At 71.2% G+C, this 13,218-nt stretch carries 12 protein-coding genes; 11 read left to right on the top strand and 1 reads right to left on the bottom strand.

All coding sequences use genetic code 11. The features are described from left to right. The first annotated feature begins 7 nt into the window (after positions 1–7). The 3 genes from AB0412_RS08255 to AB0412_RS08245 are packed head-to-tail and all read left to right on the top strand — an operon-like array spanning position 8 to position 2,558. On the top strand, positions 8–652 hold the full coding sequence (locus tag AB0412_RS08255) for a bifunctional 4-hydroxy-2-oxoglutarate aldolase/2-dehydro-3-deoxy-phosphogluconate aldolase (protein ID WP_366401700.1): 645 nt from the start codon (positions 8–10) through the stop codon (positions 650–652). Further along, complete coding sequence (locus AB0412_RS08250) at positions 649–1,611, top strand: sugar kinase (protein ID WP_366401699.1); 963 nt, start codon at positions 649–651, stop codon at positions 1,609–1,611. Before AB0412_RS08255 ends, AB0412_RS08250 begins: the two co-directional genes overlap by 4 nt. 47 nt (positions 1,612–1,658) lie before the next feature. After that, entirely contained in the window at positions 1,659–2,558 is a 900-nt protein-coding gene (locus tag AB0412_RS08245) for an SMP-30/gluconolactonase/LRE family protein (protein WP_366401698.1), read from the top strand. Positions 2,559–2,615: 57 nt separating this feature from the next. Here AB0412_RS08245 and AB0412_RS08240 read toward each other — a convergent pair whose 3' ends face one another. After that, positions 2,616–3,335, bottom strand: a complete 720-nt coding sequence (locus AB0412_RS08240) for an FCD domain-containing protein (protein WP_366401697.1) — start codon at positions 3,333–3,335, stop codon at positions 2,616–2,618. A 150-nt stretch (positions 3,336–3,485) separates the two neighbouring features. Between AB0412_RS08240 and AB0412_RS08235 the strand changes: the two genes are divergently transcribed. From AB0412_RS08235 to AB0412_RS08200, 8 genes are all read left to right on the top strand, one after another. Next, on the top strand, positions 3,486–5,879 hold the full coding sequence (locus tag AB0412_RS08235; protein WP_366401696.1) for a beta-galactosidase: 2,394 nt from the start codon (positions 3,486–3,488) through the stop codon (positions 5,877–5,879). Beyond that, positions 5,872–7,200 (top strand): ABC transporter substrate-binding protein, encoded by a 1,329-nt coding sequence (locus tag AB0412_RS08230; protein ID WP_366401695.1) that lies wholly within the window; start codon positions 5,872–5,874, stop codon positions 7,198–7,200. Before AB0412_RS08235 ends, AB0412_RS08230 begins: the two co-directional genes overlap by 8 nt. Further along, positions 7,197–8,165 (top strand): sugar ABC transporter permease, encoded by a 969-nt coding sequence (locus AB0412_RS08225; protein ID WP_366401694.1) that lies wholly within the window; start codon positions 7,197–7,199, stop codon positions 8,163–8,165. The genes AB0412_RS08230 and AB0412_RS08225 overlap by 4 nt, the downstream gene beginning before the upstream one ends. Then, positions 8,162–9,028, top strand: a complete 867-nt coding sequence (locus tag AB0412_RS08220) for a carbohydrate ABC transporter permease (protein ID WP_366401693.1) — start codon at positions 8,162–8,164, stop codon at positions 9,026–9,028. The genes AB0412_RS08225 and AB0412_RS08220 overlap by 4 nt, the downstream gene beginning before the upstream one ends. Before the next feature lie 30 nt (positions 9,029–9,058). Next, on the top strand, positions 9,059–10,660 hold the full coding sequence (locus tag AB0412_RS08215; protein WP_366401692.1) for a glycosyl hydrolase 53 family protein: 1,602 nt from the start codon (positions 9,059–9,061) through the stop codon (positions 10,658–10,660). Between the two features lie 89 nt (positions 10,661–10,749). After that, on the top strand, positions 10,750–12,054 hold the full coding sequence (locus AB0412_RS08210; protein ID WP_366401691.1) for a cellulase-like family protein: 1,305 nt from the start codon (positions 10,750–10,752) through the stop codon (positions 12,052–12,054). Between the two features lie 12 nt (positions 12,055–12,066). Beyond that, positions 12,067–12,555 carry a hypothetical protein gene (locus tag AB0412_RS08205; protein ID WP_366401690.1) on the top strand — a complete coding sequence of 163 codons (489 nt, stop codon included), beginning with the start codon at positions 12,067–12,069 and terminating at the stop codon, positions 12,553–12,555. A gap of 153 nt (positions 12,556–12,708) precedes the next feature. Then, entirely contained in the window at positions 12,709–13,197 is a 489-nt protein-coding gene (locus AB0412_RS08200) for a GNAT family N-acetyltransferase (RefSeq protein ID WP_366401689.1), read from the top strand. The last annotated feature ends 21 nt before the right edge of the window (positions 13,198–13,218 follow it).

The raw sequence follows: 13,218 nt of genomic DNA, 5'->3' as shown, positions 1-13,218 counted from the left end.
ACAACCCATGCTGAACCACACCGACTTCACCCACGAACTGCGCCGCAACCGGCTGGTGGCCATCGTGCGCGGCAGTGACCCCAAGGCCGCGCTGGCCGGCGTCCTGGCCCTCGCCGAGGAGGGCGTGCGCCTGATCGAGATCTCGTTGACGACGCCCGACGCCGAAACCGTCATCAGGCAGGCCGTCGCAGAGGCGGGCGCCGACGCCGTCATCGGAGCGGGCACGGTCGTCACCCGGCAGGACGCCCTGCGGGCCCGGGACGCGGGAGCCCGGTGGATGGTGACGCCCGCCCTGGACCAGGGCTTCGAGCACGCCGTCGCACTCGGCGTGCCCGTACTGGCCGGCGCGCTTACCCCCACGGAAGCGGTGACCGCGATGCGATGCGGCGCCGCCGCGGTCAAGCTGTTCCCCGCCTCCCTGGGCGGCCCCGGCTATCTGCGCGCGCTGCGCGACCCGCTGCCCGACACGCCGTTCGTACCGGTGGGAGGAGTGGACGCCGAAGCCGCCCGGGCGTACTTCGCCGCGGGTGCCGTCGCCGTGGGCGTGGGCTCCCCCCTGCTCGGTGATGCGGCGCGGGGCGGCGACCTGGCCCAGTTGCGCGTCCGGGCCCGGGAGTTCCTCAGCGTGTGCGCGGCGGGAGACGCCGCATGAGCACCGTCCCGCTGGAGGCCCTGACGTTCGGCGAGACGATGCTCTCGCTCCAGGTGGACGGTGCCCTGACCTCGGGTGGCGTGGCCCGCACGGCGGTCGCGGGCGCGGAGTCCAACGTGGCGGTGGGCCTCGCCCGACTGGGGCACCGGGCCGGCTGGGCCGGCCGCCTCGGTGCCGACGAACCCGGCCGGATGATCCTGCGGACACTGCGCGGCGAAGGCGTGCACGTGGACCATGCCACCGTCGATCCCGACGCCCCCACCGGAGCCCTGATGCGCGAGCGCCGGGTCGCCGATCTGGCCCGCGTGCACTACTGGCGCTCCGGATCCGCCGCCTCCCGCTTGCAGCCGGCGCACCTGGACAGCGCTCTGACCACCGGCGCCCGCCTCCTGCACCTGACCGGCATCACCTGCGCCCTGGGCTCCGGACCGCTGGACACCGTGCGCGCCGCGGCCGAACACGCCGCCGAGCACGGCTGGACCGTGTCCTTCGACGTCAATCACCGCACCCGCCTGTGGGACGCGGCGACCGCCTCGGCCGCCCTGCGCCCGCTGCTCCGCCTGATCGACATCGTCATCGCCTCCGACGACGAACTGCCCCTGATCGCCGGAGACCCCGGCACCCCGGAGACGGACCGGGTGGCCGAACTGTTCGCCGGTGGCGTGCGGGAGGTCGTGGTCAAGCGGGGAGCAAAGGGCGCGGACCTGTACCTCAGTGCCGATCAGGTCGTGCACGCCCCGGCCCACCCCGTACCGGTCGTGGACACGGTGGGCGCCGGCGACGCGTTCTGCGCCGGATACCTCTCCGGCGTCCTGGACGAACTGCCGCCCGGACAAAGGCTGCACCGCGCCACCCGCACCGCCGCGTTCGCCGTCGCCGGCTCAGGTGACTGGGAAGGGCTGCCCCACCGCGACGAACTCGCCCTCCTGGACGCGGCACCCGGCGCAACGGTGCGCTGAGCCCGCCCGGCGGACTCCTGCCCCCCTCTTATCCGAAAGGCCGTCACATGCCCGCGCCCGCGCACCAGCCGGTCGGCACCTTCGCACCCGTCACGCCCGATCGGCTGGAACTCGGTGAAGGACCACGCCTGCTGTCCGACGGCAGCGTGGTCCTCGTCGACATCCTGACCGGGAGACTCCTGCGGCTGCCCGAGGACGACACCGCACCCCTGCTGGAACTGGCGCACCTGGCACAGCCGTTGGGTGCCATCGCCCCGCTGGGCGGCTCCGGCCCGGGCCCTCGCGGCTGGGCCGCGGCCACCGGTATGGCCTTCGCCGTTCTGGACGAGTCCGGGAAGACCATCCGTACGGTGCCGGTGGCTCCCCAGCCGGGCGGCCCACAGCGCATGAACGACGCAGTCTGCGATCCCGCCGGGCGGATGTGGGCCGGCACCATGGCGTACGACGCCACACCCGGTGCCGGCGCGCTGCACCGGTGGAACACCGACGGCTCGGTGACCTGCGTCCTGAAGGGGCTGACCGTTCCCAACGGGCCGGCCTTCAGCCCGGACGGCCGCACCCTCTATCTCGCCGACTCCGCCGCGGGCACGGTGGAGGCGTTCAGCGTCGATCCCGACACGGCCGAACTGTCCTACCGCCGACCGGTGTTCCGCATCGACCCCCAGGTGGGCAGCCCGGACGGCATGACGGTCGACTCCGAGGGCTGCATCTGGTCGGCGATCTGGGGCGGCAGCCAGATACGCCGCTACAGCCCTGAAGGGCGGCTGCTGCAGACGGTGGACGTTCCCGCCCTCCAGCCCAGCGCCGTCTGCCTGACCGGACAGCACCTCGTCGTGACGACGGCCGCGTACGGGCTGGCCGACCCGGGTCCGTGGGACGGGGCCGTGCTTCGCGCCTCCTGCACGGCCGGCGCTCCGGTCACCCCCGGCGCCGAGCAGCGCCTCTGACCGCGTGAGCGGTGTGCGTCCCCGCCGATGCCGTGGTCCGGGAAGCCCGGCGCGGCATCAGTGGGGTGCGGCGTGCCGGTCCCCGGTGACCCGGTCGAAGTCGTGCGTGGCCTGGGCCAGCAGGTCGAGCATGGCCAGCTCCGCCCGGGCCGCGTCCTGGTCGCGTACGGCGTCGAACACGGCCTGGTGGCTGGGCAGGGGGTCGGACGCCTGGCTGTGGGAGTGCACCACGCGGTCGCGTTCGCGCAGTCCCGGCGTCAGGAGGAGGTCCATGCGGGCCAGCAGTTCGTTGCCGGTGGCGTTGAGCAGGGCCCGGTGGAACGCCGCGTCCGCCTCGGCGGCGTCCGCCGGCGAGTGGGCGTGCGCCTCGGCCATGGCCTCCAGGGCACCGCGCATCGCGTCCAGGTCGTCGTCGGTGCGGTGCAGCGCGGCCCGGTGCGCGGCGGCGGGTTCCACGATGGAGCGCACGTCGGCCAGGTCCCGCATCAGCCGCTGACCGCCGCCGCTCTCCACCTGCCAGCGGATGAGGTCCGCGTCGAGCAGGTTCCAGTGCTTGCGCTCCCGGACGAAGGTGCCGCGTTTCTGGCGGGCGTCGATCAGCCCTTTGCCGGCGAGGACCTTCATGGACTCGCGCATGACGGTCAGGCTGACGTCCAGCTCCTCACCGAGTGCGCGGACGTCGAGTATCGCGCCTTCGGGCAGGTCACCGCCGACGATGCGGGTGCCCAGGGTGTGCACGATCTGCCCGTGTACGCCGCGGCCGGTGTAGGACGCCATGCGGTGGTCTCCTCGCGGTGGGAAGCGGTCGGTGCTGGAGCAGGTCCATCATAGCTCTGCACGTTAATTATGAATACATCTTGACAGGGGTGCGGGCCCCACCCACGATGAACGCACTTCACCGAGCCGCTCTTGTAGGAGCCGATTGTCATGTTGTCCCTGCATGCCCCCGGAGCGCCCCCGGTCCTCACCGGGCATCTGCCGATGGGCAGTTCCGCCACCGCGCCGCACTCGCTGACCGTGGACAGCCAGAGCCTGATCCGGGACGGCCGGCCCTGGATCCCCGCCATGGGGGAGTTCCACTTCAGCCGGTACCCGGCCGCCGAGTGGCGCGAGGAACTGCTCAAGATGAAGGCGGGCGGCATCGACCTGGTCGCCACCTACCTGTTCTGGAACCAGCACGAGAACGAGCGCGGACTCCTGCGCTTCGACGGCGACCTCGACCTGCGCCGCTTCGTGGAGCTCTGCGCCGAACTCGACCTGGCCCTCGTGGTGCGACTGGGCCCGTGGTCCCACGGCGAGTGCCGTAACGGCGGCCACCCCGACTGGCTGAGCGAGGTCGACTGCACCCCGCGCAGCGACGACCCGGCCTACCTGGCGCTGGTCGAGCCGTACTACCGGCGCATCGCCGAGGAGCTGCGCGGCCTCTTCCACGACGACGGCGGCCCGATCGTCGCCCTTCAGGTGGAGAACGAGCTCTACGACGACCCCGGCCACCTGGCCACGCTGCGGCGCATGGCCGAGAAGTTCGGCATGCGCGCCCCGCTGTGGACGGCGACCGCCTGGGGAGCGGCCGACATCCCGCAGGACACCCTGCTGCCGCTGTACGGCGGCTACTCGGAGGTGTTCTGGGAGGACGCCGGCCTGGGCCCGGCCCGCGACATGCGACGCCACTTCTTCTTCACGGCGATCCGTGACGACTTCGCCATCGGCGCCGACCTGCGGTCCACCTCGTCCACCGGCACCGGCCCGGACACCGGCCGCTATCCGTACGCCACCTGCGAGCTGGGCGGCGGCATGGCCATCGCCTACCACCGCCGGCCCCTGGTGCGGCCCGCCGACATCACCTCGCTGGCCCTGACGAAGCTGGGCAGCGGTTCCGTCTGGCAGGGCTACTACCTCTACCACGGCAGCTCACAGCGCCTGGATCTCAAGGAGCCGAACCAGGAGAGCCACGCCACCGGCTACCCCAACGACATGCCGACGGTCACCTACGACTTCCAGGCACCGCTCGGCGAGTACGGCCAGGTGCGCCCCACCTTCCACGGCCTGCGCCTGCAGCACCTCTTCCTGGAGAGCCACGGCGCCGACCTGGCCCGGATGCCCATGGCGCTCCCGGACGCCGAGCCCACGTCGCTGGACGACGACACCACCCTGCGCTGGGCGGTCCGCTCGGCCGGTGACCAGGGCTTCCTGTTCGTCAACAACCACGACCCGTACACCACGCTCCCCGACCACACGGGGGTCCGGTTCCGCGTCCGGCTCGAGGGCGGCCGGACCGTCACCCTGCCCGCGCAGCCGGTCACCGTACCGTCCGGGGCGCACTTCGTCTGGCCGATCGGCCTGGACCTGGGCAGCGGCCTGCGCCTGGACTGGGCGACCGCGCAGCCCGCCACCCGCATCACGCTGGACGACGGCACACCCCTGAACGTGCTGGCCGCCGCCGACGGCATCCCCGCCACCCTCGCCCTGCCCCTGGACGCGGCCGTCGAGGGCCCGGCCCGCCTGGAACGCACCGCCGACCACACCCTCGCCACGCTCACCGAACCCGGCACCGACGCCCTGCTGACCGTGACCGGCTCGTCCGGCACCGCCCAGATCCTCGTGCTCTCCCACGAACTGGCCCTGAGGCTGAGCAAGGTGCACGCCTACGGCCGTGAGCGGCTCGCCCTCAGCGAGGACCTCGTGGTCGCCGACGGCGGTGCACTGCACCTGCACGTCTCCTCCCCGGCCCCGTCCCTCGCGCTGCTCCCCGCACCGGACGCCCTGTACGGGGAAGGCATCGGGCAGTCCGCCACCGACGGCGCCTTCACCCGCTGGCAGTCGGCCGCGCCACCGCACCTGCCGCAGCCGGCCCTGGAGTGCGTGCGGGAGCAGGCCGTGGCCGCGCCGGCCCGCACCGGCGGCCCCCACCAGCGGGCCTCCGCGCCGCTGGACGCGGACTTCGACAAGGCGGCCGTCTTCCGGATCACCGTGCCCGCCGAGGCACTGGACGACCAGGCCCTCAACGCCGGGACGGAAACCCTCCTGCGCGTGCGCTACACCGGCGACGCCGCCCGCGCCTACATCGACGGCAAGCTCATCGCCGACCACTTCTGGTACGGGCCCGACTGGGAGATCGGCCTGCGCCGCCACGCCGAGGCCGCCGTACGCCACGGCCTCGAGATCCGCGTGCTGCCCCTGAACCCCGCTTCCGCCGTCTACGTGGACGCCTCCGCCCGAGCGGGACTGGATGCCGCACGGGACCGCGCCGCCGTCGAGGCCGTCGAACTGGTGGCCGTGCCCCGCACAGCGCTGCGCGACTCGGGGGACGGACGTGACTGAGATCAGCCGCCGAAGCCTGCTGAGAGCAGCGGGCGGCGCCGGCCTGGGACTGCTGGCCGCCCCCGCGCTGGCCGGCTGCGGCAGCTCGGCCGCCGCACCCGTGCGCTCCGGAAAGGCGCGCATCAGCCTGTGGACCCACGACCCCGGCTACATCAAGACCTTCCAGGACGCGGCCGAGGACGCGCGGCTGATGCGCGGCTCGCGCTTCACCTACTCCGTGAAGCCCACCAGTGCCGCTGGCAGCGATGTCGTGACCCGCATGATCGCCCAGGCCGTCGCCGACGGCGACACCCCCGACCTCGCCGGGCTGATCATCGACCAGTTCCCCCGGGTGATGAACGCCAGGATCGCCGAGAACCTCTTCGTCGATCTGAGCGACACCGTCCGCCCGTTCGGCGACGACCTGCTCAAGCTCGCCCCGTACACGGTCGACAAGGTCCCCTACGCCCTCGACTCCGACAACTCGATCACGGTCCTCTACTACCGGCAGGACCTGTTCGACAAGTACCGGGTCCCCGAGACCGTCGAGACCTGGGAGGAGTTCCTGGAGCACGGCGAACGCCTCGCCAAGGACCACAGGACCAGCATCGGCATGGTGTCCACCGGGGACAACGGCGCGATCGTCAATGGGTTCAACCAGTTCCTGCTCCAGCGCGGCGGAGGCTTCTTCGACGCCGCCGGCGAGCTGACCCTGGACTCGCCCGAGGCCCTGGAGGTCCTGGAGCTCATGACCCGGGGGGTCCGCTCGGGAGCCCTGCTGGCCCTGCCCGACCCGTACGGAGCCGCCTGCGCGGCGGCCCTGAAGTCGGGGCGGCTCGCGGCCACCGCCATGCCCAACTGGTACAACGTCTACGGCTTGCAGGCCAACGTGCCCGACCAGAAGGGCCGTTGGCGGATGCGCACCCTGCCCCGCTTCGAGGGCGGCGGCCACATCGGCTCCACCCTGGGCGGCACCGGTTTCGCCGTACTGAAGGACAAGCCGACCACCGCGGCAGCACTGGAGTTCCTCAAGCGCGTCTATCTCACCCGCGAGGGCCAGATCCTGCGCTACCGCAACGGCGGCTTCCTGCCCACCCTCGAACCCCTCTACCAGGACCCGGAACTCACCACGGTCGAGGACGAATACCTCGGCGGCCAGCGCGTCTTCGACGTCTACGGCGAGGCCGCCGCCGACCTCCCCCTCTTCTACCAGGCCCCCGGCATGCAGATCCTCACCGACGTGCTGGGCGGCCCGGTCCTGGACGCGCTCAAGGGCCGCACCTCGCCGGCCGCCGCCCTCGAGGCGGGGCTGAAGGCCTACCGACAGCAGGTGAAACGATGACCGCTCCGCCGCCCACTCGCTCCGCGCCCGCCGTCCCCGCGGCGGTGAAGGACGCCTCCGCCGACGGCGCCGCGTCCCGCACCTGGTGGATGCGCCGCCAGCGCACCTGGGCCCCGTACGTCTTCATCTCGCCCTTCTATCTGCTGTACGGCCTGTTCATGCTGGTGCCGATCCTGATCGGTCTCTGTCTCAGCTGCACCGAATGGGCCGGCCTGGGGACCCCGACGTGGGTCGGCCTGCGCAACTACCGTGACCTGCTGGGCGACCACAGCTTCTGGACCGCCGTCGGCAACACCACCCTGTACGTCGTCTTCACGATGTGCGTCGTGCTCCCGGCGGCCCTCCTGATCGCCCAGGCCCTCAACGCACGGGGCCTGCGCGGACGCGATCTGTTCCGGCTGACCTACTTCATGCCGGTGGTGATCTCCCCGATCGTCGTCACCCTGGTCTTCGGCCTGTTCTTCGACAACGAGTTCGGCCTCCTGAACGCCCTGGGCCAGGCCCTGTTCGGGTTCGGCGGCATCGACTGGCTCGGCTCCCCGGACTGGGCGCGCGTCGCCGTGGTCATCCTGGTGCTGTGGCGGTGGACCGGCTACCTCACCATCTTCTTCCTGGCCGGGCTGCAGAACGTGCCGCGCGAACTGTACGAGGCGGCCGCCATCGACGGCGCCGGACCGGTCAGCCGCTTCCGCAACGTCACCCTGCCCTGCCTGCGCCCGGTCACCGCGTTCGTCGCGGTCACCGTCCTCGTCAGCACGGCGCAGATCTTCGACGAGCCGTTCCTGCTCACCCAGGGCGGCCCCGGCGAATCCACCCTGTCCGTCGCCATGTTCATCTTCCGCGCCGGATTCCAGCGCCAGCAGCTCGGCTACGCGGCGGCGGCCGGCGTGCTGCTCTTCGTCGCCGTGTTCGTCCTCGGCCGGCTCGCCATGCGCCTGCTGGGAGTGGGAAGGGATGACCGATGACCACGCTCGACCCCACGGTCCGGCCCACGGCCGGCCGGACCCGCGGCAGGATCAGCCGCACCCTGCTCTACGTCTTCCTGATCGCCCTGCTGCTCGTCTTCGCACTGCCGCTGCTGTGGGCCCTGTCGTCGTCCTTCAAGGACCGCGCCGACATCTTCAGCTACCCGCCCGAGCTGTGGCCCTCGCCCGCCACCCTGGCCAACTACCGGGGCCTGCTGGACGCCAACCCGTTCTGGAGCTGGCTGCTGACCAGCACCGTGGTCGCCCTCATCTCCACCGCGGCCTCGGTCGTGCTGTGCGCCCTGGCCGGCTTCGCCTTCGCCAAGTACCGCTTCCGCGGCAAGAACGCCCTGTTCAACATCATGTTCAGTTCGCTGGCCGTCCCGTTCGCGGTGATCGTCGTCCCGCTGTTCATCATGGTCGCCAAGGCCCATCTGACCACCCCGTACTTCGCGCTCGTCGTCCCCTGGGTGGCCCCCGCCTTCGGCATCTTCATGATGCGCCAGTTCACCGAGCAGTCCGTGCCCGACGCCCTGCTGGACGCCGCACGCGTCGACGGGTGCACCGAGTTCGGGCTCTTCTGGCGCGTCGTCCTGCCCCTGCTGCGCCCCGCCCTGGGCGCGCTGGGCGTGTGGTCCTTCCTCAACAGCTACAACAGCCTCATCTGGCCCCTGATCGTGGTCAGCGACCCCGCCGACTACACCCTCCCGATGGGGCTGCAGGCCCTCTTCGCCGCCACCGGCCGACAGTACGACCTGGTCCTGGCCGGCGCCGTGCTCGCGGCGATCCCGAGCCTGGTGGTCTTCTTCGTCCTGCGCAAGCAGCTCCTCGAAGGACTCACCGCCGGCGCCGTCAAGAGCTGACCCACCCCTACACATCGAGGAGTCGTTCCAGTGCATATCCACAAACGTGGTGCGACAGCGACCGCCGTCGGCCTGCTGCTCACGGCGACCACGCTCGCCACCGCACCCCAGAGCACCGCCGCGAGCGAATCCAACCTCCTGGTGAATCCCGGCTTCGAGAGCGGACTGACCGGCTGGACGAACATCGGCACCCCGAACTCCGCGTACGCGCAGACCGCGAGCCCCCACAGCGGGACGACCGGCCTCGGCCACGGGAGGAAGGGCCAGTGGTCGGTGAACACGGTGCAGACCCTGACCGGTCTGACGCGGGGCACCTACACCCTCTCCGCCTGGATCAAGAACAACGGGGTGACCTCCGCGGGCCTCCAGGCGTACTCCTGCGGTGACACCACCCAGAGCCTCGACCTCCCCCAGTCCTCGCAGTGGACCCGGGTGACACTCAGCGTCTCCGTGCTCAGCTCCTCGTGCACCGTCGGCATCTGGTCGAACTCCGGGGAGGGCACGCTCCAGGCCGACGACTTCGCCTTCACGCGCATCACACCGGGATCCGGTGGTGCGATGGCGGTCGGCGGGGACATCACCTACCGGCGGATGAACGCCGCCGCGGGAGGCCAGTACGCCGACAGTGCCGGCCGTCAGAAGGACGTGCTGGACATCCTCGCCCCGCAGGGGTTCGACCTGGCCCGCATCCGCGTCTACAACAAGCCGGGTGCCGTCGTGAACAACAACGGACAGCAGCAGCAACTCCAGCCCGGCTGGCAGGACATCGACGACGCGGTCAAGAACGCGCAGGACGCCAAGGCACGGGGGATGAAGATCCTCCTCTCCTTCCACTACAGCGACTTCTGGACCAACCCGGCCCTCCAGATCCGTCCCGAGGACTGGGCCGGCTACTCGCAGGGCCAGCTCGAAACGGCCGTCTACGACTACACGGCCGCCTCCGTCCGGGCGATGAAGGACGCGGGCGTCACACCCGAGTACGTCTCCCTCGGCAACGAGATCAACAACGCCCTCGCGGACGTGAGCCGCTGGACCAGCCCCGCCGACTACTTCGCGCTGCTCAAGTCGGCGTCGAAGGCGGTGCGGGACACCTCCCCGACGAGCCGGACCGTCATCCACCTCACCACCCCGGACCGCACCGCCTACGCGGACTGGATCGCCGGCGCACGGGCGAACGGGCTCGACTACGACATCATGGGCGTGTCGCTGTATCCCTTCTGGACGAACATGTCGATCGCGTCCCTGGCGAACTTCGCGAGCTGGGTGGGATCGGCCAGCGGTAAGCCTGTCATGGCCATGGAGACCGGCTACCCCTCGACACTCGAGGCGAGCGGCGCGAGCGAGACGACCCTGATCGCGCAGAACAATCTCGACCCCGACGGCCCCGAGAACTACGGCGCCACCCCCGACGGGCAGCTGCGGTGGACCCGCGAGTTCTTCCGCGCCATGTACGACACGGGCAAGGTGGTGGGGATCTCGTACTGGGACCCGATCGCGATCGACTTCGCCGACGGAGCCGACCCGAACGGCTGGATCGTCGGCGGCGACAACGAGGTCGAGGACACCTCCTTCTTCGACTACAACCGGACGCACAGGGCACTGCCCGGCCTGAGCGCCTTCCGCACCTGGTGAGACACGCCTGACGAGGAGCCGGCCGGGACGACCGCCCGGTCCCGGCCGGCTCACCGACCCCAGCCCCCTGACCCAGAGGCCATCCAGCCATGCCCGTCACACGGCCCAGCCACCTCCCCGACACCCTGAAGATCACCCTGTGGGACTTCACCTGGTACACCCGCACCGGCCCCGGTGAACCCTTCGCCGACCTGGACGCCGCATTCGCCCAGGCGGTGGAGCGCGGCTACAACACCGTGCGCATCTGCGCCATGCCCTACCTGCTCTTCGGCTCCGGCCTGGACACCGGCCGCCTGCGCCTGGGCCCCCTCGGAGGCGCCTACGCCCAGCGCGTGCGCTGGTACGACGTACCGGCGACGACACAGATCGACGCGCGCGCCCACCTGCTGGCGCTGTTCGAAGCCGCCCGCCGGCACGACTCCTTCGTCATCCTCTCCAGCTGGGAGTACCAGCAGTCGTCGTCCTTCGCCGAGGACCGTGCCTGGTTCGACGCGCTGATGGCCGTCGATCCCGAACACCGCCCCACGGCCCTGGCCGACGCACTCGCCGACCTGATCGACTTCCTCGCCGACCACGGCGGTCTGGACGACCGGATCGCGTTCACCGAGCTGCACAACGAGGTCCAGGGCGGCTTCCTCACCGAGGGCCTCACCGGTGACCTCGTCGTCGCCCTGCGCCCCCGGCTGGAAAGGGGACTCGCCCGCTTCCGCGAGCGGCACCCCGAACGAATGGTGACCGTCAACTACGCCCGCGTACCGGTCGGTTCCCTGCGCGGAGTGCCCCGGGACATCGACGTCGCCGTCTTCCACCCCTACGTCTACGGCGTCCTGGACGAACTCCTGGACACGTTCGCCCTGAGAGACCCCTCCCGCCCCTTCCCTCAGGAACGTGCCCGGCGCGAACTGCTGCGCCCCGGCGCACCGGCCCTGGAGGACTGGGCGCCACCGGCCGGCGACCGCTGGCGCCTGGACGCCACCGTGGTCGGCCACCGCGAGGTGTACGTGCACGACTGGTGCGACCCGCAACGCTGGGACGCCTGGCTGTACGAACGCTACGCCGTCCACCGGACGGCGATGGAACAGCAGCTGCGCACCTGGATCGACGCCGCCGCAGACTGGTCCGCCGAGACCGGCGTGCCGTTCGTGTTCGGTGAGGGCTGGATCGGCTACACCCCGCTGCACGGCACCTTCGAAGAGGGCCCGGTGGGCGCGGCCTTCTGCCGTCTGGCGGTGACCGCCTCCGCACGCGCCGGAGCCTGGGGCGCGGTGGTGTGCTCCAACGCCGCACCCCACCACCCGATGTGGAACGACCTCGGCCTGCAGCAGGAGTGCAACGCCCAGCTGTCCGCGGTGGGCGGGCGTCCCGGCCCTCCCCAAGGGGTGGATCGATGTTGAGAGACTCCACCCATGGGATCTTGGGGAACCTTGGGGCCGGCGCTGTTGTCTCTCGCAGGGGTGGTGCTCGGCGCGGGCGGGTCGCTGTTCGGTCAGTACCTCGTCTCGCGTGCGAGCACGCGACAGCTCGAGGTCCAGGAAGCAGCCGCTCACCGGGCCGAGCTCAAGAACGCGGTTCTGAAGTTCGTGAGGATCGCGTTGCAGGTGGAGAAGGTGGCGCTCACACGCTCGGAGGCCGCAGGCCCCGCGGCCGATTCCGAGCTCGGCCGGCTCGTCGATGATCTGTGGCTTGCTCAGGCCGAGATCGACCTGGCGGCCAGAACCGAGCCCTTGCGGGGCGCTACCTATCGTTATGCGTTCCGCCTTGCTGAGGCGGCCCGAGGCGAGACGGCCGACGCGTCGGCGCTGCGCGGGCCGCAGGTCCAGTTCATGGACGCTGCGTACGACGACATGTGGCCCGGCCAGGGACGGGCGAATGGGGAACTCGGCTCACCCCGGTGAGACGCTCTCGCTGTGGCCGGTGTGATCATGGCGCCGGAGCCGTGAGACGCCGGAGCCGCACGGGAGTGCTCGGGCGCGGCTTCGGCATGTGATCGACTGGTTGCCGTCGCACCCGCTCATCCGTCCGACCCCCCGGTGCGCAATACTCCCCCGATGAGTTCACGCACGTCCCGGATCAGCCAGCCGATCACCATACGGAGGGCCGTCGCGCGGGATGCCAAACGGCTCACGCGGCTCGTGCGTGGTTCACGTGCCTATGAGGGCGAGTACGCAGCCGCAGTCGCGGGCTACCGGGTCGGTCCTGATTACATCGAGGCCCACCGTGCCTTCGTAGCCGTGGGCGCCGACGAGCACGGGGGCCGGGTCCTCGGCTTCTACTCGCTGGTCCTCGCTCCACCGGAGCTCGACCTGCTGTTCGTCGCCGACGAAGCGCAAGGACGGGGTATCGGACTGCTGCTCGTCGCGCACATGCTGTCCGAGGCCCGTGCCGCCGGGCTCGACCGTGTCAAGGTCGTGTCGCATGTTCCCGCCGAGAGCTTCTACCACCGCGTCGGCGCAGTGCGGACCGGGACCGCGCTCGCGAACCCGCCCGCCGTGCCGTGGGACCGTCCCGAGTTCGAGTTTCGCATTCCTTCGCAATGACGCGGTGTGCCGGTTCGCGCC

It is taken from the genome of Streptomyces sp. NPDC052012 (assembly GCF_040689265.1).
Lineage (GTDB): Bacteria > Actinomycetota > Actinomycetes > Streptomycetales > Streptomycetaceae > Streptomyces.
The sequence above is the reverse complement of the archived record's forward strand: the minus strand, read 5'-3'. Positions and strand labels throughout refer to the sequence as shown.